This is a genomic window from Hanstruepera marina, from assembly GCF_019880635.1.
In the GTDB taxonomy this organism is placed as follows: Bacteria; Bacteroidota; Bacteroidia; order Flavobacteriales; family Flavobacteriaceae; genus Hanstruepera; species Hanstruepera marina.
Genome location: NZ_JAINVX010000001.1, coordinates 598,925 through 624,472 on the forward strand (window position 1 = coordinate 598,925; position 25,548 = coordinate 624,472).

Sequence of the window (25,548 nt, forward strand, 5' to 3'; positions counted from 1 at the left end):
ATGATAAAAGGTTTGCCAAAGCGGCAAACCTTTTTTAGTTTAGTCTCGTATGGATTTGCAATTAGAACTGAATAAGGCAGGCGGATTTAAAAACCTGGAACTTTTAGCCAAACAAGTGGTTGAAGGTTTTATTGCTGGTATGCACAAAAGTCCGTTTCATGGATTTTCGTCTGAATTTGCGGAGCATAAAATTTACAATCAGGGCGAAAGTACCAAACATATTGATTGGAAATTGTATGCAAAAACAGATAGATTATACACTAAACGTTATGATGAAGAAACCAATTTGCGTTGCCATTTGATAATTGACAACAGTAGTTCCATGCATTATCCAGAGTTGTCCAATTTTAATTTAAACCAATTAAATAAGATAGCTTTTTCTGCTTTGGCTTCGGCTGCATTGATGCAAATTTTAAAAAAGCAACGCGATGCTGTAGGGTTGAGCATATATAGTGATAGGTATGATTATTATTCACCTGAAAAAGGTAGCGAGAGACACCATCAAATGTTACTGCACCAATTAAGCCAGATGGTACAGTCTAAACCCCAAAACATCCTTACAGATACGTATACATATTTGCATCAGATAGCTGAAAAAATTAAACGCAGGTCATTGATTTTCTTTTTTACAGATATGTTGCAGAATACTGCAGACGATGATAAGCTGTTCCAAGCCTTAAGGCATTTAAAGTATAACAAGCATGAGGTAGTTCTTTTTCATGTATTTGATAAAAAGCACGAAATGGAGTTTGATTTTAGTAATGCGCCCAAACGTTTTGTGGATGTTGAAACAGGAGAGTATATGGATTTATATGCCGAAAACATACAAGACAACTACAAAAAGGCTGTTTCACGTTATTTTGATGCCATAAAGTTAAAATGTATACAGTATAAAATTAAATATGTTGAAGCTGATATTAACAAGGACTTTAATAATATATTGATGACGTATATGATAGAACGCCAAAAGTTTTTGTAAAAAACATTAAAATATTTTCAAAAAAGGTTTGACTTATAAAAAAAGCCGTGTATATTTGCATCCGCAATAAAGCAACGGTCTGGTAGTTCAGTTGGTTAGAATGTCGCCCTGTCACGGCGAAGGTCGCGGGTTCGAGTCCCGTCCAGACCGCTAAATTGCTAAAGCTCCACTAATCGGAGCTTTTTTTGGCAATTAAAAATAGTTGTGTTGTTCCTGGCGTAACAGTCAGGATGTAGGAGATATCCAATTTAGTTGGGTATTCCAATGGAAAGCTTTCCTTTTTTCTGTATAGAAGATTGGGATGCTTTTTTGTTTTAGGGCTTTTTCTAGAAAGTCTATTTTATAATTTTTACATCTAAAAGGTGCTCATAAGGTGCACCATAATTCTTCAAAGGTGTACCATTAATTAATCTTAAAATATTGTAAATCATGAATGTAAATATATTGTTTATGCTATATAAAGCTAAAACAAACTCAAAAGGTATATGTCCTATTAGATGTAGAATAACATTTAGAAAACAACGCAAAGAATTCTCCACAGGAATCTTTATAAATCCATCTAATTGGAACAGTAAGCAACAGTTAGTTGAACCACCTGAACCCGATGCAGAACTAACCAATACACAATTGAGCCTGATAAGAACCAAACTTAATCAGGCTTTTTTATTTCTACAGGTCAATGAAGTGGAATTTGACGTGAATGATATCTACTCTCAATATATAGGAAAACCATTAAAAAAGGACTATGGAGTAGTTGAGGTTTACAATTTATACTTGTTGAGAATCACTAAATTAATTGGAATAGATATTAAGCAGGTTACCTATGATAAATATGTAGAATCTGGTAGGCATCTTAAGAGTTTTATTAAATATAAATTCAAGTCAAAAGACATCAAATTAAAGGCTCTTAAAAGCAATTTTGTTACACATTATGAGTATTACCTTAAAACAGAGAAGAAGTTCCAGCAGAGCACCTTAAATAAGGCTATACAGCGCTTTAGAAGGGTGGTAAAATATGCTCTTTCAGAGGATTATCTAGCTAAAGACCCATTCATCATGTATAAACCTAAAACTGTTAAAAAAAAAGTCCTGTTCCTAACTACTGAAGAACTCAAAAAATTAGAGGAAACAAACTTTGAAATCACAAGAATTCAAGTGATAAAAGATATGTTTGTATTCTGTTGTTATACAGGATTAGGATTTAGTGAAATGAGTAATTTAAAGAAGTCTAATATTGTAAAGGAGTTTGATGGAGAGTTATGGATACACGTCTATAGAAACAAGACTAGAGGCTTTTATAAAGTACCATTGTTACCTAAAGCAAAGCAAGTCATGGAAATATATGTAAATGAAGATGATGACTACGTATTTCCAAGAATGTCTAACCCAAAATTCAATGCTTATCTTAAAGAAATAGCTGATGTTGTTGGTATTAAGATTAACCTGACTCATCATATAGCCAGGAAGACATTTGCCACAACTGTATTGTTGTACAATGGTATTCCAATGGATATTGTGAGCAAGTTGTTGGGTCATTCTAAAATACAGACCACACAGGATAGTTATGGTGAGATAGTTCAGAATAGGATTAGTACTGAAATCAATAAGTTAAAGGGGAAGTAGTTTACTTCCTCTTTTTTTGATTTAAACTATTGTCCTTTATTTTCTTACTTTTATGAAGCTATATAATACTTAATGTAACCAATATTAATCAAAATGAAGACAATTCTATTTAGCTTATTTGCAGTTCTAATACTTACAAACACATACTCTCAATCTAGAGAAGCTATAAGTATAAATGGTAAAAACCTTGATTTACCACCTCAATATATTGCTGAACTACAAAACAGCTATTTAGACGGTAAGCATATCAAGTATTCCTATTACATGAATCTGGCTAGAGAATCTCTCTTAAAAAAAGAGTTTCATAAAACATTATATTACCTTCAATATACAAGAGAAGTTGATTCACCTGAATATTGGTTTTATCTTGGAATTACTGTTCTACAGGAGGGCAGTATTGATGCTTGTAAAAAATATTTAAAAAAAGGTTTAATGGATTTAGGTTGTTGGGAGTGTGGTGAAGCTTATGAAAAACTATTTGAAGAAGAAATTAAGTATATGCACAATTTATTGAGAGATGTTAAAACAGATTAGTGATTAGTTTCTAGAATTTACTAGCATACCATTTAAAACCTCTTTTGGGTATTTATCGCCATACCGTCCACTAATTAATCTTGAAACTTTTTGTTCTAAACTGATAATATCAATATCAAGCTTATAACGTTCATCACTTGTAAGTACCTTTTCTTTATTTTGCTTTAGGTAATTAATAGCACCTTCAATATAGGCTATATCTAATAACCTAGTGAGTTCCTCATTGTTTAAATGTGGTGTACCTTGATTCTTAATAACACCTCTAAAATATTTGTAGTACATAATGCAAAATTAATACGGTATTGTACTAATTGATTGCTTCTAATTGTAGATAATTTAAAAATTAACATTAGAATACTTATCTAAACTTTTACCAAATTTAAAACTCTGAATATCAGTAATAGTATCCTGTTTAGGGCTGTAATACAATTCTAAAAGGTTCTGAAAAATGCCAACCTGTAAAATGACTGATATAAGATTTGTTAAAAATTAATTTTAATAAATCTAAAACCAATTTAGTTGTTAAATTTGGAACATGAAAATCATCCCAATAATTAAATCTTACAATATAGATTTTTATACACCAGATTTTACTACTAATCTGGAGCTTCCTTATGTTGTTAATGGTATAAGCGCAGGATTTCCTTCACCTGCTGATGATTTTTTGGACTTAAACATAGACTTAAACAAGCATCTTATAAAAAATAAAAGCACTACTTTCTATGGAAGAGTGCGAGGTGATTCAATGATTGATGCAGGATTTAGTGACGGGGATTTGCTTATAGTAGACAAGAGCTTGGAACCAACAAATAATAAAATAGCAGTTTGCTTTTTAGATGGTGAGTTTACTGTGAAAAGGATTAAAATAGAAAAAGATGTTGTTTGGCTAGTTGCAGAAAACAAAAACTATGAACCGATTTTAGTTACAAAAGACAATGAATTTGTTATTTGGGGAATAGTGATTAATGTCATTAAATATTTATAATTCATTAATTACCTTTGAGTACTGTTTGACTAATTCTTCTTTGGTTTTTCCAGCAGCACCTGATGAGGAATAAACTAAATACACTTCAATTTTCTTGTCTATAAGTTCCAAAATAGTTTTTTTTGGGTATGAAGAATTTTTTTTAAACTTGATATTGTAACCATTGATGTTACAGTAATTATTAAACCATTGCAATACGCTATTACTACCACTACTACTGGTTAATATAATTTTATTGATATTTGGGTACAAATCTAATAATTTGAATATATCGGTATATTCTATTGGAAAAAGATTGCTGTCTAATGAACTATTGTTTTGCCTATATATTTTCTGTCCAATATCAGTAATACCAAGTTTTAGTTTATCTAAAACCTTTTTTCTTTCATAGACAGCATTATCCATTGATAATAAAGAATTGTCTAATTCTGATAATTCAATTTTAGCAATGGCTGATAATACTCTCCAAAACTTATTATCTTTATTTGGGTAGAAAAAGTCAAAGCGTCTTTTCTCCACTTTTGTTGGAAAAGTGCCTAATATTAATTTATCTGCATGTAATGGAATGTATTCAGCCCAAGGTAAAGTTTCTATGGTGAATTTATTTTCAACTTGATATTTCATATTAAACTAAATTAAGTTAAATTTTAAAACTTATTAAATTATACTTTATTAAAATGTTTGCTTTAGTTGACTGTAATAACTTTTACGCTTCCTGTGAGCGTGTTTTTAATCCATCGTTAAACAATAAGCCAGTTGTGGTATTATCTAATAATGATGGCTGTGTTATAGCTCGTTCCAATGAAGCTAAAGCATTGGGAATTCCAATGGGAGCGCCAGCGTTTGAGTATGCTAAAACCTTTGAAGCCTATAATATCAATATTTTTTCATCTAACTATGCACTCTATGGAGATATGAGTAGTAGGGTAATTAATTTACTGTCAGAGTTTACTCCAGAGGTTGAGATATACAGTATAGACGAAGCATTCCTCAAGTTTGTTGGATTTGAGCTATTTGACTTTCAAGAAATAGGAGAGCAAATGAGAAAGAAAGTCACAAAGGGTACAGGTATACCTATAAGCATAGGTTTTGCACCTACAAAAGCTTTGTCCAAAGTAGCTAATAAGATAGCAAAGAAGTTCCCTGAAAGAACAAACAATGTTTATTTGATAGATAGTGAGGAAAAGCGTATAAAAGCATTAAAATGGCTGTCTATTGAGGATGTTTGGGGCATTGGTAGACAACATACAAAAAGACTTAAATATCTCAACATTCATAATGCCTATCAATTCACACAATTATCTGACGATTGGGTGCGGAAGAATATGTCAGTTGTAGGATTGCGTTTAAAACATGATTTGGAAGGCAAACCAACGATGAGTTTAGAGGCAACAGCCAACAAAAAAATGATTGCAACAACACGGTCATTTGAAGGCATGTTAACCTCTTATGATGATATTAGAGAGCGTTTATCAACTTTTGCTATCTCATGTGCAGAAAAACTTCGTAGGCAGGATTCACATTGTAATATGATAATGATTTTTTTACACACCAATGGTTTCCGTAAAGACCTACCACAGTACGGAAGAAATATTGTAATAAAGACAAGTTATCCAACTAATTCAAGTATAGACTTGGTAAAGAGTGCTGAAATAGGTCTAAAAGCAATTTTTAGGGATGGATATCACTATAAAAAAGCAGGAGTAATTGTAATGGGTTTGACGCCTAGTAACCAAAAGCAGATTACTTTGTTTGATGCTGAAAACCCAAAGCATCTACCATTAATGAGTATAGTTGATAGGTTGAACAAGGCTTATGGAAACAATAAGATTAAGTTTGGTAGCCAATCCCTAGGCAGACAATGGAAAATGAAGCAAGAAAGACTATCACCGAGGTACTCAACCAATATAAATGAGATAATAGACATAAAGGTATAATTAGTATCTTTAGATAGTTTATTATTAATATATGTGCTTTCATACTTCTCAAACTAAAAAAACTACGGAATTAGAAAATAGATTTGATGTTAAATTGGTAGATGATTCCATGAGGAATTATTTTGATACTCCAAGATATCATATGAATGGGTTTTCCCATCCTAACATGCTAGTTATCCCACAAGAAAGGTCTGATGTGCTTGCTCCTGGAATATGGGGTATTGTACCTAACAATAAAACCAAAGATGAAATAAAACCATATTTTAAAGAGGCAGTAAAGTATGGTGGTGGGTTAAATGGAAGGTCAGAAAAGGTGTTCCAACATTTCATCTATAGGACCTCTATTATGGAGAATCGTTGTATAATTCCTGTATCTGGATTTTATGAACCCCATGACCATAAAGGTGGTAAATTTCCATTTTACTTTAAGGATAAGGATGATATGCCAATTGCTTTAGCAGGTTTATATACTGTTATAGATACCTTCATTACATTTACAATACTAACTAAAAAGGCATCACCACTATTTGCTAAAATCCATAACAAGAAAAACCGTCAGCCAGTTTTATTAAATCAAGATAATGCACATAACTGGTTGTCAACCGACTTAAATGAATCAGACATTAAAGAAATATTAAATGTTACTTATCCTGAAGAAAAGTTGGAGGCATATTCGGTTAGTAGGGATTTGTTTAGCCCAAAAAAGGAAAGTAACATTCCCTCAATTACTGATAAGGTTACTTATGAGGAATTAGCAGGTATTTTTTAATGGAAACAATCAAGCAAATACTTAAGTTGCTCTTTAAAAAGAAGGATAAAAGGTATAATAATTATTTAGATAACTATTCAGATAGGGTAGCAGGACAATTTTGGGCTGGGTTCTTTTTAATTTTGATTGTCTTAATTATATGCTCTTTTGTAACCAAAGAATCAATATGAGTGCCTAAATCCCAAGTGGCTTGATACTTGTCATGGTCAGAAAGTAAGTTGAATTCGTAGAGGGTCATTAATAATTCAAAATCATAGAGATGAAAGAAAAGCTGATGCTAGCATTGATAATAAACCTATAATAATAATTATCTGTTCCCCTCTATCCCTGTTTTCCATAGTTACAAGATATAAAATTCACTTGTAACATTCATTTGCGTCTTACATGTAAGTGAAGTCAACTTGTCAACTTTTATTGAAATTTTTAAGAGGGAGTAATTTCAAAATCAAAGAAGTATTTTAAATCTACTTCCATCGCAATAGCCAATTCTGAAATTGTAACAACATTTGGAGTAACCTTACCCTTTTCTATTTTGTATATATATTGTCTGTCACTTCCAACTAAAGCTCCTAATTGAGATTGGGTTAAATTATTGAGTTCTCTAAAATATCTTACCCTTTCACCAACTTTTTCAGGTATAGAATTTTTAAGTTCTAATAATCTGGCATCAGACAATTGTATCATAGTGTAAAATTCCACTATGATTTAAAATTAATTGTAACCTTAAAATACTACATTTTAATTATATTTGTTAGCAAGTAGTTAAGTTTCATAAAATGTCAAGTTAGCATAATAAGTAATAGGCACAACTAATTAATAAATGATAATAGAAGAACTAAAAAAGAGGAATGACCTAGAAAGAATAGGGAAATATTACTTTAAATTAGGGATGAAAGATACTTTGAATAAATCTTTTGAAAGCGCTTGTGTTAATTTTAAAAAAGGGCTTGATTATTTAACTTGTGATTGTATCAAAGATAAGTGGATAATTGAATATGGATATTGGGATAAAGGTTTATTTAATGATTTGGATTATTCATTAGATGACCCTTCATCATATTGTTTTGTAAAGGCATTTTTATTGAGCTACTTAAAAGATAAAAAGAACCGCTATTTAGCATTAGATTCAATTGAAAAATATCTAGAAATTCATACTGATTATTATGGTCTATATGTTAAGGGTAAAATTTTAAATAAACTAGGAGATTATGTAGGGGCATATAAATATTATTTAAAATCTTTAGAAATAAAAAAGTCATCACTCATAATATATAGTTTAGGTAGGTTAGATGCGAAGACTTTTGAATTTGGTATCCAAGATGTTAATGGGTATAATTATAATATTGAAAAATTATTTAAAGCATTTTTATTAAACCCATCTAGTTTGTGCTGTGCAAGTAAATTGAAAGAAAATTGGATAATTGAAGGTTACTACCAGGGCTTAATGAAGCATGAAATTAAAAATAAAACATTTTATGATTATAGTAAGAATAAACTAGTTAAGGCATTTATATCTAAAAATAACACAAATGAGTTTATTAATTTGTATAAAAGTTTTTTGGATAAAGAAGAGATTTTGCATATTGACGATATGGAAAAGGGGGATAATCATTTAGCTTATTTTGTACGACTATTGAAACGAATAGAATTTTTAGATAGTATTGATGCTAATATTGATTCTAAAGGCAATTTCATAGAAAATGATAATGAATTATTTGGTAAAGAAGAGGATGATTATTCATTCAATGACACTTATTATAATGATAGTTTAGATTTAGACCAACAAGACCCTGAATTTTGGGATAGTTTGTAATAATTATATTTTTAGTGACACTAAAATATCTAGAAAAACAAGTAGTAAAATCCTTTTGTGAATTGGATACTGACCATCTAAAATCTATAGATGAACATGCTGACTATTCACATAATTATAAAGACGAATTCATAGAAGAAATGAACACAATTTTTAATGAATTTAAATCTCAAGGTATAAATAAATTACTTGTAAAACCATCTGAATGTAAGTATTGTCATCCAACTTTTAATGCATATAGTTTTTACCATCCCATTTCAAATGAATTTTTAATTCGTTATGTTATTAGTCAAGAGAATGGAGGTATGTATAGGGTAGATGAATGTAAAAATAATCCCTTGCCAGAACTAACAGATGGAATGCCTTTTTAATAATTAAATAATCAACTATGGGAGAACAAATTATAGCCATCTGTAATTGTGGTTTGGAGAAGAAACTATCATTTGGAGGAGGCCTGTTTACTTTTAGGGAAATAGAATATTTCCCAGCTTACTGTTCTGAATGTAACGATGTTGTACAGTATAATTTGAAATCTGAAACATTAACATGCCCTATTTGTAAATCATCAAAAATACGCACCTATAAGGATGAAAATCTTAAGGGTGGCTTGAGTAAAAAAATAATAACGAGCAGCTTTGATAATGTATTATATGATTGTTCATATAAATGTCCTAAATGTCATGAAATGTCAATGAGATTTTACCAAACAGGCTTACTATTTGATTAATAAAATTAGTATGAAAAGTATAGTTTTTATAATCTTAATGTCCTTTTCAATAAATGCATATTGTCAATTCTTTAATGGTGACTATATGAGTAATGAAACTAGTTATAAAGACAATAAGAACAATGAAAATAACTTTAGAGAGAAATCTAATTTTAATATTGCCATATTTATAGAAGACAATACTACTGACGGCACAATAATAATTCAAGACACAAGAATTCCAGAGAAGCTATTGGCATATAGAATTACTGGTCGTAAAGATTTTGTTGAAACTGGTGGTAGATGGATTGCCATATATAATTGCATAGCAGAGCATCTGGACGATAAGAAAAAGGAAACACTTACCTTTTTTATTTCTAGGGAAAATGAACTTAATCTTATGGTTTCAGATAGTACTTCAAGTCAAATGTTCTTTAACCTCCAAAAGCAGTAAAAAATTTTTTTTTGGAATTTTTTGAAGTTTTTTTCAAGAGTTGAACGCGTGATAATCTAAAGTCAACCCCCACTCCTTTTTTGATTTGCGGGATACCCCCGTGTTAATTTTATTAATCTTAAATTATTAAAACTATGGTCACAATCGTAGATTACAAAACCTATCAAAGAGATGATGATGGGACAGAATTTCATGCATTAGTAGTGCAAGGAGGAGTAGAAGCTGTTAGAAGCAAGGAAACAGACAGAATGTATTTTACAGCAAGGACTGCTACAGTTCCATGTACATTCAATAAGGTTACCTGTAAACAACTACTTGGAACTGAAATGCCAGGAATAATCAAGAGAGTGGAGACAGACCCTTATGAGTATGTTATCCCACAAACAGGCGAACTGGTAACACTTTCACATCGAAATGAATATGTTAGTGAAGAAAATGAGATTGTTCACAAGAATGTTGTTGAAAAGGATTTGGTAGCATAAAAAACTGCCAACAGAATTTTATAAAGGGTTTCAGAAATGGAGCCCTTTTTTATGTCTCAAATATTTCTAATAAATCAAATTATAAACTATAAATATTAAAATTATGAAGCTACAACAAGCGAAAAGACACCAAGTAAAATTAAGACTTGGATTAAACGGACCTAGCGGTTATGGCAAAACTATGTCAGCATTACTGCTGGCGCAAGGTATAACCAATGACTGGACAAAAATTGCTTTAATAGACAGTGAAAACAACAGCGCTAGTTTATATGCTCATTTGGGCGAATTTAATGTATTACAGCTTAATGAACCATATAGTCCAGAGCGATACATTGAGGCTATTAAAACCTGTGAAAAAGCTTCTGTAGAAGTTATAATCATTGATAGTATTACTCATGAATGGCAGGGTAAGGGAGGTTGTTTACAAATACATGAACAATTAGGTGGGCGGTTTCAAGATTGGGCACCTGTGTCAAAAAGGCATCAAGCATTTATAGACGCTATTTTAGAATCCAAATGTCATGTTATCACTACTGTTAGAAGTAAGATAGATTACTCACTAGATACAGTCGCAAATGGTAAAACTAGAGTAGTAAAACACGGTACAAAAGAAATTACACGTGAAGGTTTTGAATATGAGTTGACAGTAAACTTTGAATTGATTAATGACAAGCATTTAGCCAAGGCGAGTAAAGATAGAACAGGACTGTTTATGGATAAGCCAGAATTTATAATCAACAAATCAACTGGAAAGAAATTAATAGAATGGTGTAATTCAGGATTGTCAATTGAACAAGCAAGAAAAGAAATCAATGTATGTACATCTATAGATGGATTAAAGCACTTGTATTCAAAATATGAGGTCTTGAAAAAAGAGATTCATCCACTTATTATTAAAAGAAAAGAGGAAATAGATGCGCTAAATTCACATTTAATTGAGGAGAATAAAATAGTAGAACCTAAAAAATTTAAAAATGGAAATATTGACAAATAATGAGCCAAATAGAATGATAGTTAACTCAAATCAAGTTACATCAAATAGCACAAGCTTTATCGAGGCAAACACTAAAGAAGTTACATTGGAACACTTGAAAAGGGATTGTATAATTCCTGTCTTTGCAAAAGATAATGAATCCACAATTTCACATTACCAATTTATTAATAGAACTATGGAAGTGGTAAAGGAATTGTTTCCAGATACAGAGCCAAAACTACCTGAAATTAGGGTAAGCCATGTCATAAAGGGAAGAATTCCAAGTGCTATTGGTAAACCAGCTAAAGAACTAAAAGATTTTGAGAAGACCATCTATTATGAAAGATGTGCATTTTTGATAGAAATTCCTTCAGTAAAAGAGGTTGTAAACGGTAGCGAACTTACTTTATCCATAGGTGGTGTACGTGCCTATAATCAAGAAAACCTCTATAGTAGAAAATCACTTGAAAAATTTAAGCTCTTTATAGGTTTTAAAAATCTCGTATGCACTAATATGTGCGTGAGTACTGATGGATTTTCAAACCAGATTAGGATAAGCTCAATATCTGAACTAGATAGGAGCATTGATGCCTTAATTAATTCATATGATATTGATAGACATAAAGGGATGATGGAACGTATGAATGCCTTTAAATTATCAGAACAGCAATTTGCACATCTGGTTGGAAAGTTAAGGATGTATCAATACCAAGTAAAGCAAAACCAAAGGGATGTATTCCATATCCTATTTAAGGATTCACATATAAACCATCTAGTAAAGGATTACTACAATTGTCCAAATTTTAAAAGAGAAAGTGATGGTTCAATTAACCTATGGAACCTCTATAATATATTAACTGAAGCCAACAAGACTTCTTATATAGATAGCAATCTAGAAAGGAATGTCAATGCATACGAGTTAATCAATATGCTTGGTGATTCCTTACAGAACAATGAGTCCAATTGGTTCATTAATAAATAATACTATAGCTAAAATGGATGAAAAGGAACTTGCCGAAATACTCAAATACAGCAATCCTAAAGAGCTTTATATAATAACTTGGAATAACTTGCTCAAACGAATTTCCTGTCCATTTAAAGTGGTTGTATTAAGGCGTGTTGGAGGCTTGAAAAAGGGACAGATAGTTGATGTGGATGGCGTAAAGGTGACAATGGAACTTAAAACGGTTTACATCATCAAAGGAGAACTCTATTACTATTATTATTTTGATATTCTTGATTAAAGAATAGCTGTATGCTGTATTTTTTGATTCTATTAAAACTAGAATATTTTTTGAGTCGGTTCAGCTTTAACAAAAACCTCTGAAAAAATAATTCATGAATGATTTAAGGAAGATTTTTACATCGTTTTGAATGCTCGATAATGGCGATTCATTACTTTGTAAAAACCTTACTTAAAACACTGAAATATAATAAGATATGTTATAAAATACATGCTTAAAAATTAGGATTTCTCGTTTTTTTTTTGTATATTATATAGTTGGTTGATTTAAAATGTAGGGGGAGTATGAAGATGATAAATCAAAGGAACAATTCAAAAAAAAGTTATTTGAACATTTCTCAATCTCACTTCGCATAAATAACTGATTCATTAAAATTTAATAATATAAAACATAGTCTTAAAAGGCTAAAAAATTGATTAATTATGAGTAAAATAGTAGTTTATGATGAGATAATGGGTAGTGGAAAAACCTACAATGCTATCAAAAGAATGAAAGAATATTTAAGTGAAAATAAAAAATTCATTTATATAACGCCTTTTAAAAAGGAAATAACTCGAGTGGTTGAAGCTTTAAATAGTCCAGAAGTATTTGCACCTATAGGTAGAGATGATAACGGTGATATTCCTTTTGAACTTGAATATGATTATAAAAATGCTGATGGGGATTTTGATTTAAATGCAAAACCTAAATTCAAATATTTAAATAAAAGGGCTCAATTCTTAAAAATGGCATCTAATGGAGTTAATATAATTTCTACTCACGCTTTATTTATGGGTTTGAAAAGAGAAGATTTTAGTTTATTTTCTGATTACATATTGATATTGGATGAAGTTGCGACTCCACTAAAGCCATATAAAATAACGGAACATGATTTTAACATGTTAAAAAATCAAGACATGATAATAATTGATAAAAATACCAATCAGGTTAAATTTATAAACGATGAATATATAGGAAAGTTTAAAGAAGTGAAAGCGCTTTGTAATAATAGTACAGTATATTATTTAGATAAAATTTTTCTTGTATGGGTTTTTCCTATTGAAATATTCCGAGAATTTAAAGAAGTTCAAATTTTGACCTATTTATTCGAAGGAAGTCTATTATCCCCTTACTTCAAAATGTATAACATTGAATATACTATAAAAAGCAATAACAGTATATCCCAGCTGAATGAGGTAAAGAGATTATTAAACATATATGAAGGTGTGGCAAATAGCGATAACACCTTTAACACTTTCAGTAAATCATGGTCTGAAGCATTAAGTAGCTCAAGAGCAAAAAAAATAACTAATAATGTTTCAAATATTTTTAAAAGAAATTTCAAGACAAAATCCCATGAAAATGCTTACACAACATTTAAGAGTTGTAAATCAAAATTAGCAGGTAAAACTTATACCAAAGGATTTATTGCAATTAATGCAAGAGCATCTAATGAGAACAGACATAAAAAATCAATGGCATATCTTGGGAATAGATATTTTGACCCACAGACAATTAATTTTTTTAGAGAAAGAGGGATAAAGTTAAATGAAGATTTATGGGCATTATCTGAACTTATTCAGTGGATATGGAGAGGTTGTATACGTGATAAAAAAGCAATGAATCTTTATATACCAAATTCGAGAATGAGGAGTTTATTAAAAGAATGGTTAGAAGGTAAATACATTGTCGAAAATGCAAAATTGAAAAAGGCTGTTTAGTAAAGAATTTAAAAATGACCTCTTTTAAAGGGGTCATTCTGTTTTAAACCCCTTTATTCATAAGGGATTCAGGAGGGTTTCCCTAAAAGAAAAATCAAAAAAATGAAAAGATAATTATATTCTTTATAGATGAATTATTTTTACTTATAGGGGGTTCTTTTTAATTATACTATTCACTGTAGATTTGCCAATTTCGAATTCAGTTCCTTCTAGTTCTGATTCAATTTTACGAGTGGAGAGCCCAGCTTTATGAAGTTCTAGAACTTTTTCAATAAGTTCTGGGTTATTTGATTTCGCTTCAGAATAACGACTGTTTCTTAAATTAGTATTTTTAAAACACAAGTTTTCATTGAGTTCCAAAACGTAGCTATTTTGTTTATATTTTGGTTCTAGAAAATTAGACTTTAATATCCATAAATCTATTAAGTTGGGTTTATGGATGTTTGGTCTTAATTCCAAAACCACACGCATTTTAGCTTCAAAAGCTTGACTGCCAATTATGTTGTCTTTAGATGGGGTTTTAGTTTGTGTTCTTTTACCAATGTGATGTAAAAATAGAATTAAGCAATCGTGCTTATTTGCTAAATTACTGTAACTGTTCAGAAAAACTCTTACTTGAGTGTTTGCATTAATTTCCTTTGAAAACACATCTGTAAATGCATCAATTATAATTAAATCATAAGCGTCATTTTCTAATCTAGATTGAATAGTTTTCAATAGATTATCACTATCAAATATGAATTCAAGGTTTTTTAAATTATCAATATTAAATTCAGCATCTTGGTTTAGTTCTTTGAGTTGTTTTCTAATTGCATAACTTATAGAGTTATAATCATCTTCAGTTGTAACATATAGTACTTTATTATGCTCACAGTCTAAATCAAAGCCTAAAAAGTCTTTTCTTTTCAAAGCTATGCTTAAGCTCAATTGTCTTAAAAATGTAGACTTACCAGCTTCTGAAGTCCCAACTAACGATGCTAAACCACTTTTTAGAAGTAAAGGATTCAATAATTTTGGAACATTTCTAGTTTTTAAATTGTAGAGCTCTAGTGCATTATAACATTTTTTGAACTTAAATTTTCTTTTATTACTTACTTTTTTATTTTTAATATTTTCCTTTTCAAAAGCTTCAAACTCTTCTTTGCCCAAGATTTTTTCAAGATTGAATTTTTTATTTGATTCATTCATACTCAAATATATAAATTAATGTCCAATTAATTTATTAATATAGGACAGGACATATATGTTTCTATTTTTAGAAAAGTTTAAATGTATTATTAGTGGTTTATTTTATAAAGGGGGGTATGTATAAGGTGTCTTTTTTTTATTATATCAAGCAAAGAGCAGGTATAAGTGACATTAATGATAAATCTTGTGGTCTAGGGGAGACTAGTGTATGCATTAATGTAATTCTAATTTGGGAGCTGGTCTACTCCAATTGGTCATATGTTGTACAATGCCTTCATAATAGTTTAAAACCATTTCTTCAATAAGACTTATGAACTTACCAGTACTTGCAAAGCCGACTCCTAAACCATCTATAAGTACAACATGAAACGCTTGAATTTCACTGTCCTTGGCCTCTTCCTTAAGTTTGTCTAACTCATTTAATTTTACCTTCAAGTTATTCCTAGCGTATTTAATATCTGCTTCAATCCAAATGTAATCTGATAACTTATTGAATACAATTTCACTCTTTTTCTTGCAATTTTCTAATTGTTTTGCAATCCATGTAATTTTTGCAACTGTTCCCTTATCCATAGGTGGTAAAATCTTCACAGACATTAAAACACTTCTTCTTTCAAACTCTAACTTAATTTTGATGTCTGACACGGAATTTTTTATGCTTAAAGTTCCAAGAAGATAGTTTTCCTTTACTAATTTTTTGATATCATTCTTCAAACAATCTTTCTTTTTAGGAGTTGATTTTACCAATACTCCTAATTTTCTACTCATGAGTAAGGCTAGGTCTTTTTCTTTTTCATGCCAACTTAATACAGCATCTTCAATGTATATGTCGGAAAGCTTTAAAGGTTTTTGTGCTCTAATGTCATCTGAAAGCTGTTTCCAACCTGGTTTCATTCTGGAATAACCACTAACTCCTGAAACCTTACTTTCAAAATAGTACAAGGCTTCGCGCATAATTTCTATTTGGTCCTCATCTTCAATAATATTATCATTCTTAAACAATAATAATTGACCTAATGTCAAAAGATAGGTCCAAGAAAAGTGGTGTAAGCTAAAGTTTTTTGGAACTTTAACATTTACAGGTGAATGGGAGCTGTCAGATACGAATTGATTAGAAACAGTAATTAAACTTTTTACTCCAATATTCTTAAGGTCTTTGATATAGGATACAATTTGTATTTGGTCTATACTATTGTTCTTATTCTTCAGTTCCAGAAAAACAGCATCTTTAATAACACCAGAAACAACAATAATTATTAATCCATCATATCTACATTTACTAATTTCAGGAAAACAAACTTCAGTGTAATAATAAGCCTTACCACTTCTACTTAATTTAATTTCCTTAAAGAAATTATATCTGTATTCTTTTACAAGTCTCAATACTGATAAAAAGATGCTTGTCAAAGCCATTTCATCACCAGTTTTAAGTGTAGGTATTAATCTTGCATTTTGTTTCTTAATTTGACCAGATAACACAAATTGGTCAAAATCATCTTTTTTTAAGCCTATGAGTTTGTTGAATTTCTTCTTTAACATAATAGTGGTTGATTAATTTGAAAGTAAATTACAATTTTTTGAATAAATGAGAAGATTCATATACATCAACTGATTTTTTAATCTAGTAAAGACTAAAAGGAGTGCTATTTTTAAGTTAAATTAAATTAAAATATAATATTTCATTACTTTAATAATATATTTAAAAAATTAAGAGGGTAAAAGGTATCCTTTATTTTTCACCAAATCATAAAACACCATATTTATATTTAGATGACGGGGAATTATTATTACAGGTATTTATAGAAAAGTTAAAGATGAAATTAATGCCTTAACTGAATAATAAAATGTACTTTTGAACAATTATGGATTACAGGTTAGAAGAGCTTTCTGAAGACGATTTTGAAAATTTAGTGAATACTATTTGTCAAAATATTTTAGGCACTGGAGTTGTAGCTTTTACAAAAGGGAAAGATGGAGGTCGAGATGGTAGATTTACAGGAACAGCTAATAATTATCCATCAAATACTGCAAACTGGTCAGGAAAATTTATTATACAAGCAAAGCATTCAAGTAGTCCTGTTTCAAGTTGTTCTGATTCTGATTTTAAAGCAACAGTAACTAAAGAAATAGAATCGATTAAAAAATTAAAAGCTAAAGGAGAAGTTGATAATTACTTGTTATTCACAAATAGAAAATATACAGGAATTGTTGGTGCTGAATTAAGGCAAGAAATTATAGATAAAACTGGAGTTGAAAATGTTGAAATTATAGGCAAGGAAACTATAAACAATCAATATTTAAACAGTAATAAAAACATAGTAAGTCAATATAATTTAAATCGTTTTATTCTTCCTTTTACATTTTCAGAAGAAGAACTCAAAGATTTAATAGTTGAGTTTAAAACACAAATATCTACTATTGAAGATGATTTAATTAGTGGTGTAGAAAAAGCAAAGTATGATTATAAAAAGCTTGATATATCAGAAAAGAACAGAAAGAATATTCTCGGAAAGACATATTTTGATGATATTATTGTTGCAGAATCTTTAGAGCATTTTAATAAAATAGATTTGTTCCTTGGAAACCCAAGAAATCAAGAAATCAAAGACAATTATTATGATTGTGTTGATGAGTTGAGGCAAATTATTACTATTAGAAGAGATGATTTTGGTGCGTTTGAAGAAATATTAATATTCATAAGAAAATTAGTTTGTGATGGAAGCACTAAACTAAAAGGCAGTAAAAGGTTTGTTACAATATTTTTACATTACATGTATTTCACTTGCTCAATAGGAATAAAATAAAAGCTAATGTTGAAACCAGACAAACATATGAATTTAGGGATATCGGTGATAAATATTAGCTCGTACATATTATCTAGTTTTAAGAGAAGAGACAAAATCAATTATGATGAGTTATTAAAACAGATAAAGTCTAATTTAGATGAGGACTCGGAAGAAATTTTTCCTTATGCGTTAAATCTTTTGTTCCTTCTAAATAAAATAAAATATGAATCAAAAACTGACTCATTTATTTTAAATGAAATTAAATAAACTATATACAAATAAAGATAATTTTAAAAGCATTAAGTTCAATGATGGGTTAAATGTAGTCTATGCTGATGTCAAAACTAAAATCGATACAAACAAGAATGCACATAATTTAGGTAAAACATTATTATCTGAACTTATTGATATTTTACTATTAAAAGGGCTATCACCAAAAAGTCATTTTTTATTTACAACAAAAGATGAAAGTGGGAAAACAGTTTTTACTAGTTATATTTTTTATTTAGAACTATTATTAAATAGTGGTAAGTTTCTAACAATTAGAAGAGGTGTTTTAAATCATACTAAAATATCTTTTTCCCTAAATGAACAAGAAACTAATGGTTTTCATCCACCGAAAAAGTGGGGTGATGAAGATATTGCAATAGATAAAGCAAAGCTTTTACTTGCTGAATATTTGAACTTTGATTTCTTTAAAAATAAAGATTATGATTATAGGAAATCAATAAATTACAGTCTCAGAAGACAAGGTGATTATGCTGATATTTATAGACTCACTAAATTTAAAGGTAAAGATATTCATTGGAAACCCTTTATGTTTGACTTTTTAGGTTTTGATGGTGATTTATTAAAGACTAAATATGAAAAGGATAATGAGAAAGATGAAATTGAAAAGTATATTACTAAACTAAAAAACGAATTTTCTATTAATATTGATGACAGAGATGAAATTGTTGCTCAATTACAGATTAAAGAAACTCGTTCATCAGAGATATCTAGTCAAATTGATAAGTTTAACTTCTATGAACAAGATGAAAGTTTAATTAAAGAGGGTGTTGAAGAATTCGAAATAAAAATAAGTAATTTAAATACATTAGCTTATAATTTAGAGTATGATATAAATAAGCTTAAATCGTCCATAAAGAATGAGTTCACTTTTGATTTAAAAAAGGTTTCTAAAATATTTGAAGAAGCAAAAATTTATTTTCCTGAACAACTTTCAAAAGACTATGAACAACTTATAGAGTTTAATAAAGAAATTACTGTTGAAAGAAACAAATTATTAAGAAAAACACTTAAAGATAAATCTTCGAATCTTGAAGAAATAAAAATTGAATTAAAAGATTTAAATAACCAAAGAGAGGAACTTTTATCAGTTTTACAAAATTCAGACACTTTTATTAAGTTTAAAGATTATCAGAAGGATATAATTAAAATTGAAAGTCAATTAATACAATTAAGGGAGAAGTTAAAAACTATTGATTTATTAATTGAAAAAGAAGAGTTAATTAAAGGCATTAATAAAGACCTTGAGAGAGTTTCAAATTCTATTAGTAACGAATTTATGCATACTGATACTAATCTTTTGTATAAGGAAATCAGAGCTAAATTTTCAATGTATTATGAAACTATACTTAATGAGGATGCTTATATATCTTGGAATATTAATGGTAATGGAAATGTAGATTTTAAATCACCTAAAGTTGTCTCTAGTGGAGAGAGTAGAATTGATACTGCTCAAGGAGATGGATATACTTATACAAAACTTTTTTGTGTTTGTTTTGATTTAGCATTGCTTACTAGTTACGCCAATCAATCTTATTATAGATTTGTGTATCACGATGATGTACTTGCAAATGAAGATAATGGAGTTAAACATAGATTACTAAAATTAATAAAAAGTTTAATTGAAAAATATCAGATTCAGTATATACTCTCTATAATAAAAGATGATTTACCTACTGATGATAATGATTTACCAATAAAGTTTGACGATACAGAAGTGGTATTAAATTTAAGTGATAAGGATGAAAAAGAAACTTTATTCGGTTTTAAATTCTAAGTTGGAAGCAATATCATAAAATTTTGTTTAAAATAATAGGAGAACAGAGTTGAAATTTATTTTATTAATTGAGGTTGTGTTTAAATTTTATTTAATCAATATTGTTGACGCAAAGCACTTTAAAGGTGTGGTGAGTGTACCCGTCCAGACCGCAAAATTGCTAAAGCTCCACTAATTGGAGCTTTTTTTGGCAATTAATAATAGTTGTGTTGTTTTATCTCAACAACAATGTTGAGGTAAATGTAGGAGATATCCAATTTAGTTGGGTATTCCAATGGAAAGCTTTCCTTTTTTCTGTCTAGAAGATTGGGATGCTTTTTTGTTTTAGGGCTGTTTCTAGAAAGCCTATTTTATAATTTTCCGATATTCAAATTTATGTATTTCATCGAATTGTAGAAAATTACGTATTGGTACGTATGTTTTAATTTCAAAAATAGTTTTACGTTTGCCCTTTTTATAGTGAATCAAACAATTGTGCTTAAAAGCGGCTATTAATTGCGGCTAAAACTAGAATTATTTTGTTAAGATTGTTGAGAAAGATGAGCTTAAGACAAAATAGGCAGACAAGGTTTAGGAATTTTGATATTAGCTTCTTATGAAAAAACGAAAAGAAAGAGACATTTTAGAATTAACAAGAAAATATGAAATTTAATATTATGAGAATAGCTTTAATCTTTTTATTGGCAGTATGTATTGGCTGCAGTTCTTCAGATGAGGATAACATAATCGATTCTGACCCTTCTACATTAGCTGTTAATGTTACACAAGATAAAGAAACGGTTGAAGTAGATGAGATTGTAACACTTACAGCAAGAGCAAACGAGACTATTAAGGAGATTAGCTTTTCTAAAGATGGAGGAGTAACATTTCCTAGTAGTTATAGCACAAATTTTGGTAGTACTGCAAACTTGTATTTTAGTTTTGATGAACTTGGAGAAAAAACAATAATATTTAGGGTTAAAAATAACGATGGGGATTTTGTGGATAGAACTGTAAATATTACTGTTGAACAAGGGAATGCTGTGCGTTTACAGAGTGTACAATTAAGCTCTTTTTATGATATGGGTAATACTTGGGATGATGAATATCCAGCATCAAACCCAAACCATCTAGCAGATGTGTTTTTTGCAATATTAAAACCTCCCTTAAATGTATATCAAGGGACTAGAGGTTCTGTTCCAACAAGTTCTTGGTTGTGGTACAGGTCTGATACTAGAGATAATGAAAATAACCTTAATTGGGATATTCAGGACGAAAATCTGTTCATTAATGTTGAAGAATTATCAACTTATATTGCTTTTGCAGATGAAGATAATAATGGGGTAGTTCAAGATCTAATGCTGGGACCACCATTCGAAAGTGAAATACCTTTGGTTGATTATATGAATTCACAGCCAAATTCTATTACTATTCAAGAATCAAATATTGAATTAGAGTATACAGTAGGGGTTGAGTGGTAAGTTTTCACATATAACAATGAAAGTCGGTTACCTACTTGTAATTTTATTTAGTGTATTTTTAAATGCTGGGTTTGCACAAAATGAAGCCAATATTTGGTATTTTGGACAGAATGCTGGGTTGGATTTTAATAGCGGAACTCCTGTTGCTCTTGAAGATGGACAACTTATAACACAAGAGGGATGTGCTACAATTTCTGATGGTATAGGAAATTTGCTTTTTTATACAGATGGAACTACTGTATATAATAGAAATCATGCTTTAATGTTGAATGGTAATGATTTAAACGGTCACCCTTCTAGTACACAATCTGCAATTATTATTCCTAAACCAGGGTCATCATATATCTATTACATTTTTACTGTTGATTATCAAGGGCAACCCAATGGACTTCAATATTCTGAAGTCGATATGACAATGGATGCTGGGTTAGGTGCTGTAACCAGTAATAAAAACATTATGTTATTAACTCCTGTAATGGAGAAACTTTCAGCAGTAAAGCATTCCAACGGAGTTGATATATGGGTTTTAGCTCATAAAAATGGAAGTGCAGAGTTCTATGCTTATCTGGTAACTAATTCTGGGATTCAAACTCCAGTAATAACATCAATTGGAAATGATTATGGTGGACCAGGGTATGGTGAGAATGCAGGATATTTGAAGTTTTCAAGTGATGGTTCAAAAGTGGCAACCGTATATGGTAGATCCTTAAATGGTCTACAAGTCTTTGATTTTGATAATAGCACTGGAGTATTGAGTAACTTAAGAAATATATTTTATGGTGGATCAAGTGTAGGTGCCTCTTATGGGGTTGAGTTTTCCCCATCTGGAGAAATTATTTACGTTTCTGGTCATGGTGGTATTGTTCAATATGATCTTACATTACCAAGTGATTTTCAAATACAATTAAACATAGTTAGATTGATTCAAGAGATTGAAAATAACTCATGGGGAGCTCTACAATTAGCCACAGATGGAAAGATATATATTACGCGTAGCGGAAGAGAGGATAGCCCAGATGTTCATCATTTAAGTGTAATCAATAATCCTGATGAGGTTGGTTTAGGGTGTGATTTTCAATTGGATGTTATTGATTTGGGAACAGGGATAGCTAAATCTGGTTTACCACCATTTATGCAATCGTTTTTTAATGTTGGCTTTCAGTATGAAAACCTGTGTTTTGGTGAAGCAACTGTTTTTAATTCTAATTTACCTGATAATTATGATTCGTTAGAATGGGACTTTGGTGATGGCAATACGTCTACTGATGAGAACCCAATCCATACTTTTTTGTCTCTAGGTGATTTTAATGTAACCCTAACAGTTTCTTCTGGATCTGAAACAACTTCAGAAACAAAATTGGTTAGAATATATGATGTTCCAACTGCTTATTCTATTTCTAATCAAGTGTTTTGTGATGATGACTATGATGGTCATGAGGCCATTGACTTGTCTGACTTTAATTCTGATATCTTAAATGGTCAAAGTTTAGATGTGTTTAGTGTTGTTTATTTTGATGGTATGACAAATTACAATAATAATAATCCCATTAATTCCTCATTATTAGATTTATCTGTTTTAGAAACAAGAACTATAATTGCAAGTGTCAGAAACAGTAATAATGTGAGCTGTGAGGATATGACTATAATAGATGTTTCAGTTGAGGAGACCCCTAACCCAAATACTAATTTACCTATTTTAAGAGAATGTGATAATTCTAGTTATGGCACAAGTGAAGATGGTATTATTTTATTTGATTTAACTCAAAATGAAGCCTCTATTTTAAATGGACAATCAGCTACAGAATTCACAGTTAATTATTATACTGATTTAGCGCTGTCAAATCAAATAACTAACCCTTCTTCATATCAAAATACCAACACCTTTGAAACTATTTACGTACAAATTGTGAATAATCAAAACACCAATTGTAATGCTGTCACCCAATTCGATATTGAAGTTTTGGAGTTGCCAGTCGTTAATTCAATTGTAAGCTTAAGTCAGTGTGATGATGATTTAGATGGGTATAGTATGTTTAATCTTAATGAAGTAATAAGTGAAATTACAATTAACCCTGAAAGTGATACAGTCACTTTTTATGAGTTACCATTAGATGCAGAAGATGGAAATAGTCCAATAATAAACCCATTTACATATGTTAATGAAAGCATAAGTTCAGATGTTATCTGGGCAAGAATAGAAAATGGTAACGGTTGTCACAGGGTTTCTCAAGTAAACTTGTTTGTTTCTACTACACAAATACCATCAACTTATTCGAGAGATTTTTATAAGTGTGATGATGGTGATAATATTACAGATGGTGTAGCGACCTTTGATTTAACTTCTGTTAATTACGAGGTTGAAGCATTATTTCCAACAGGGCAACAATTGGTTATTTCTTACTATAGAAATCAAGCCGATGCGTTATCGGAAGTAAATCCAATTTTGGATATTGCCAACTACCAAAATATTGGTTATCCATTTATCCAGGATATTTTTGTGCGAGTAGATAGTGATGTGGATAACGATTGTTTGGGACTAGGGCACCATGTTACACTTCATGTAGAAACAATTCCAACCGCTTTTTCTGTTAATCTAGATGAACAATGTGACGATGATGGTGATGGAATGTATGCATTTGATACCTCAACTGTTGAATCAATATTAATTAATGGGCAAAGTAATGTAATTGTTAGGTATACAGATGAAAATGGAAGCCCTCTACCAAGCCCGTTACCCAACCCTTTTGTCACGGCTTCTCAAACTATTAGGGCAACAGTAATTAACAGCTTGTCTCTAGACCCAAATGGTGCTTGTTTTGATGAAACACAGATTGTGTTCACGGTAGATGAAGCAGCAATTGCACATACTGTACCTGATTTTATAGAATGTGATGATGATAATGACGGACAATTTGCATTTGATACCTCACCAATAGAATCTATAGTCTTAAATGGTCAAACAGGTATGATTGTTTCATATTATGACGAGATGGGAAATGAGCTGCCGAGCCCTTTACCTAACCCTTTTATTACTGATAGCCAGATAGTAACTGTTAGGGTTGAAAACGAATTAAGTTCTATTTGTTATGATGAAACGATAGTGAATTTTGTAGTTGTTGAACAACCGCAGCTATCAATGGATGATACTTGGTCTATATGTGAAGGCTCAAATGTTGAACTAATTGCTGATATGGGATATGACGAATATTTATGGTCAACAGGAGATACAAGTCAGTCAATCATTGTGGATATACCAGGAACCTATGATGTGACAGCAACAAATATTTATGGAGGGATAAGATGTGAAACCAGTCAAACAGTTACAGTTCTGGAGTCAGGTATAGCAACTATAACTGAAATAGAAATAGAGGATTGGTCTGCTAATAATAATCAAATTGTAGTGATGGTCGAAGGTGCTGGCGACTATGAGTATTCTTTGGATGGTATAAATTATCAAGATTCAAATGTGTTCAGCTATTTGGATGTAGATGATTATACAGTTTTTGTAAGGGATAAGAATGGATGTGGAATTGTAACTGAAGATGTGTATTTGTTGTATTACCCTAAAGTGTTTACACCAAATGGTGATGGGACAAATGACACTTGGCAATTGTATAATTCAAATAAAGAACAAAGCAATATAGTTTACATCTATGATAGATATGGCAAGCTTTTAAAGCAATTAAACCCTAATTCTACTGGATGGGATGGGTCATTTAAAGGTAATATAATGCCCAATTCAGATTATTGGTTTGTTCTTAAACGACAGAATGGAAAAGAATATAGAGGTCATTTTTCACTAAAGAGATAGTTTTTACGTACTGATTTTTTTCTATTTGGAATAGAATAA

General features: G+C 30.3%; 26 protein-coding genes and 1 tRNA gene. 21 read left to right on the forward strand and 6 right to left on the reverse strand.

The genetic code is table 11. The features are described 5' to 3' along the window. The first annotated feature begins 49 nt into the window (after nucleotides 1–49). The 4 genes from K7G76_RS02715 (at nucleotide 50) to K7G76_RS02730 (ending at nucleotide 3,136) form a co-directional block, all read left to right on the forward strand. Entirely contained in the window at nucleotides 50–979 is a 930-nt protein-coding gene (locus tag K7G76_RS02715) for a DUF58 domain-containing protein (RefSeq protein ID WP_223032669.1), read from the forward strand. Between the two features lie 76 nt (nucleotides 980–1,055). Next, a tRNA-Asp gene (locus tag K7G76_RS02720) sits at nucleotides 1,056–1,129 on the forward strand. A gap of 279 nt (nucleotides 1,130–1,408) precedes the next feature. Further along, nucleotides 1,409–2,602 carry a site-specific integrase gene (locus K7G76_RS02725; RefSeq protein ID WP_223032670.1) on the forward strand — a complete coding sequence of 398 codons (1,194 nt, stop codon included), beginning with the start codon at nucleotides 1,409–1,411 and terminating at the stop codon, nucleotides 2,600–2,602. A gap of 93 nt (nucleotides 2,603–2,695) precedes the next feature. Next, nucleotides 2,696–3,136 (forward strand): hypothetical protein, encoded by a 441-nt coding sequence (locus K7G76_RS02730; protein WP_223032671.1) that lies wholly within the window; start codon nucleotides 2,696–2,698, stop codon nucleotides 3,134–3,136. 3 nt (nucleotides 3,137–3,139) lie between these two features. On the opposite strand, the gene K7G76_RS02735 is transcribed toward K7G76_RS02730, so the two are convergent. Further along, nucleotides 3,140–3,418, reverse strand: coding sequence for a hypothetical protein (locus tag K7G76_RS02735; protein ID WP_223032672.1), 279 nt, complete (start codon nucleotides 3,416–3,418; stop codon nucleotides 3,140–3,142). Nucleotides 3,419–3,671: 253 nt separating this feature from the next. On the opposite strand from K7G76_RS02735, the gene K7G76_RS02740 reads away from it, so the two are divergent. Further along, the gene (locus K7G76_RS02740) at nucleotides 3,672–4,121 is read left to right on the forward strand and encodes a LexA family protein (RefSeq protein ID WP_223032673.1); all 450 of its coding nucleotides are present in this window, start codon (nucleotides 3,672–3,674) and stop codon (nucleotides 4,119–4,121) included. Here K7G76_RS02740 and K7G76_RS02745 read toward each other — a convergent pair. Further along, on the reverse strand, nucleotides 4,116–4,745 hold the full coding sequence (locus tag K7G76_RS02745; RefSeq protein WP_223032674.1) for a hypothetical protein: 630 nt from the start codon (nucleotides 4,743–4,745) through the stop codon (nucleotides 4,116–4,118). The genes K7G76_RS02740 and K7G76_RS02745 overlap by 6 nt on opposite strands. Nucleotides 4,746–4,798: 53 nt before the next feature. On the opposite strand from K7G76_RS02745, the gene K7G76_RS02750 reads away from it, so the two are divergent. Both K7G76_RS02750 and K7G76_RS02755 read left to right on the forward strand, forming a co-directional pair. Continuing rightward, nucleotides 4,799–6,058, forward strand: a complete 1,260-nt coding sequence (locus tag K7G76_RS02750; RefSeq protein WP_223032675.1) for a Y-family DNA polymerase — start codon at nucleotides 4,799–4,801, stop codon at nucleotides 6,056–6,058. A 31-nt stretch (nucleotides 6,059–6,089) separates the two neighbouring features. Continuing rightward, nucleotides 6,090–6,827: an SOS response-associated peptidase gene (locus K7G76_RS02755; RefSeq protein ID WP_223032676.1), complete on the forward strand. Its 738-nt coding sequence runs from the start codon at nucleotides 6,090–6,092 to the stop codon at nucleotides 6,825–6,827. A 73-nt stretch (nucleotides 6,828–6,900) separates the two neighbouring features. Here the strand turns inward: K7G76_RS02755 and K7G76_RS02760 are convergent, their stop codons facing one another. Together K7G76_RS02760 and K7G76_RS02765 are read right to left on the reverse strand one after the other, a co-directional pair. Continuing rightward, nucleotides 6,901–7,065, reverse strand: coding sequence for a hypothetical protein (locus K7G76_RS02760; protein WP_223032677.1), 165 nt, complete (start codon nucleotides 7,063–7,065; stop codon nucleotides 6,901–6,903). A 185-nt stretch (nucleotides 7,066–7,250) separates the two neighbouring features. Then, the gene (locus K7G76_RS02765; RefSeq protein WP_223032678.1) at nucleotides 7,251–7,511 is read right to left on the reverse strand and encodes a helix-turn-helix domain-containing protein; all 261 of its coding nucleotides are present in this window, start codon (nucleotides 7,509–7,511) and stop codon (nucleotides 7,251–7,253) included. Between the two features lie 136 nt (nucleotides 7,512–7,647). Between K7G76_RS02765 and K7G76_RS02770 the strand changes: the two genes are divergently transcribed. From K7G76_RS02770 to K7G76_RS02810, 9 genes are all read left to right on the forward strand, one after another. Beyond that, nucleotides 7,648–8,640 (forward strand): hypothetical protein, encoded by a 993-nt coding sequence (locus tag K7G76_RS02770; protein ID WP_223032679.1) that lies wholly within the window; start codon nucleotides 7,648–7,650, stop codon nucleotides 8,638–8,640. A 14-nt stretch (nucleotides 8,641–8,654) separates the two neighbouring features. After that, entirely contained in the window at nucleotides 8,655–9,011 is a 357-nt protein-coding gene (locus tag K7G76_RS02775; protein ID WP_223032680.1) for a hypothetical protein, read from the forward strand. A gap of 17 nt (nucleotides 9,012–9,028) precedes the next feature. Beyond that, the gene (locus K7G76_RS02780) at nucleotides 9,029–9,367 is read left to right on the forward strand and encodes a hypothetical protein (RefSeq protein ID WP_223032681.1); all 339 of its coding nucleotides are present in this window, start codon (nucleotides 9,029–9,031) and stop codon (nucleotides 9,365–9,367) included. Between the two features lie 10 nt (nucleotides 9,368–9,377). Beyond that, nucleotides 9,378–9,800 (forward strand): hypothetical protein, encoded by a 423-nt coding sequence (locus K7G76_RS02785; protein WP_223032682.1) that lies wholly within the window; start codon nucleotides 9,378–9,380, stop codon nucleotides 9,798–9,800. Between the two features lie 134 nt (nucleotides 9,801–9,934). Beyond that, a complete protein-coding gene (locus tag K7G76_RS02790) occupies nucleotides 9,935–10,282 on the forward strand; it encodes a hypothetical protein (protein WP_223032683.1) in 348 nt (115 codons plus the stop codon). A 181-nt stretch (nucleotides 10,283–10,463) separates the two neighbouring features. Continuing rightward, a complete protein-coding gene (locus K7G76_RS02795) occupies nucleotides 10,464–11,276 on the forward strand; it encodes an AAA family ATPase (RefSeq protein WP_407927957.1) in 813 nt (270 codons plus the stop codon). Continuing rightward, nucleotides 11,257–12,237: a DUF3871 family protein gene (locus K7G76_RS02800; protein ID WP_223032685.1), complete on the forward strand. Its 981-nt coding sequence runs from the start codon at nucleotides 11,257–11,259 to the stop codon at nucleotides 12,235–12,237. The genes K7G76_RS02795 and K7G76_RS02800 overlap by 20 nt, the downstream gene beginning before the upstream one ends. Next, nucleotides 12,209–12,499 (forward strand): hypothetical protein, encoded by a 291-nt coding sequence (locus K7G76_RS02805; RefSeq protein ID WP_255572904.1) that lies wholly within the window; start codon nucleotides 12,209–12,211, stop codon nucleotides 12,497–12,499. The genes K7G76_RS02800 and K7G76_RS02805 overlap by 29 nt, the downstream gene beginning before the upstream one ends. 422 nt (nucleotides 12,500–12,921) lie before the next feature. Continuing rightward, a complete protein-coding gene (locus tag K7G76_RS02810) occupies nucleotides 12,922–14,199 on the forward strand; it encodes a hypothetical protein (protein ID WP_223032686.1) in 1,278 nt (425 codons plus the stop codon). A gap of 144 nt (nucleotides 14,200–14,343) precedes the next feature. Here the strand turns inward: K7G76_RS02810 and K7G76_RS02815 are convergent, their stop codons facing one another. Both K7G76_RS02815 and K7G76_RS02820 read right to left on the reverse strand, forming a co-directional pair. After that, nucleotides 14,344–15,387, reverse strand: coding sequence for an AAA family ATPase (locus K7G76_RS02815; protein WP_223032687.1), 1,044 nt, complete (start codon nucleotides 15,385–15,387; stop codon nucleotides 14,344–14,346). 213 nt (nucleotides 15,388–15,600) lie between these two features. Further along, nucleotides 15,601–16,926, reverse strand: a complete 1,326-nt coding sequence (locus tag K7G76_RS02820; protein ID WP_223032688.1) for a hypothetical protein — start codon at nucleotides 16,924–16,926, stop codon at nucleotides 15,601–15,603. Between the two features lie 323 nt (nucleotides 16,927–17,249). Between K7G76_RS02820 and K7G76_RS02825 the strand changes: the two genes are divergently transcribed. The 5 genes from K7G76_RS02825 to K7G76_RS02840 all read left to right on the forward strand — a co-directional run bounded on the left by K7G76_RS02825 (nucleotide 17,250) and on the right by K7G76_RS02840 (nucleotide 25,509). Further along, nucleotides 17,250–18,191: an ABC-three component system protein gene (locus K7G76_RS02825; protein ID WP_223032689.1), complete on the forward strand. Its 942-nt coding sequence runs from the start codon at nucleotides 17,250–17,252 to the stop codon at nucleotides 18,189–18,191. Between the two features lie 27 nt (nucleotides 18,192–18,218). Continuing rightward, a complete protein-coding gene (locus K7G76_RS15475; protein WP_369412187.1) occupies nucleotides 18,219–18,440 on the forward strand; it encodes an ABC-three component system middle component 6 in 222 nt (73 codons plus the stop codon). Then, nucleotides 18,427–20,238, forward strand: a complete 1,812-nt coding sequence (locus K7G76_RS02830) for a DUF2326 domain-containing protein (RefSeq protein ID WP_223032690.1) — start codon at nucleotides 18,427–18,429, stop codon at nucleotides 20,236–20,238. Before K7G76_RS15475 ends, K7G76_RS02830 begins: the two co-directional genes overlap by 14 nt. A gap of 656 nt (nucleotides 20,239–20,894) precedes the next feature. After that, complete coding sequence (locus K7G76_RS02835; RefSeq protein WP_223032691.1) at nucleotides 20,895–21,698, forward strand: hypothetical protein; 804 nt, start codon at nucleotides 20,895–20,897, stop codon at nucleotides 21,696–21,698. A gap of 16 nt (nucleotides 21,699–21,714) precedes the next feature. Continuing rightward, nucleotides 21,715–25,509, forward strand: coding sequence for a T9SS type B sorting domain-containing protein (locus K7G76_RS02840; protein WP_223032692.1), 3,795 nt, complete (start codon nucleotides 21,715–21,717; stop codon nucleotides 25,507–25,509). Nucleotides 25,510–25,548: the final 39 nt, after the last annotated feature.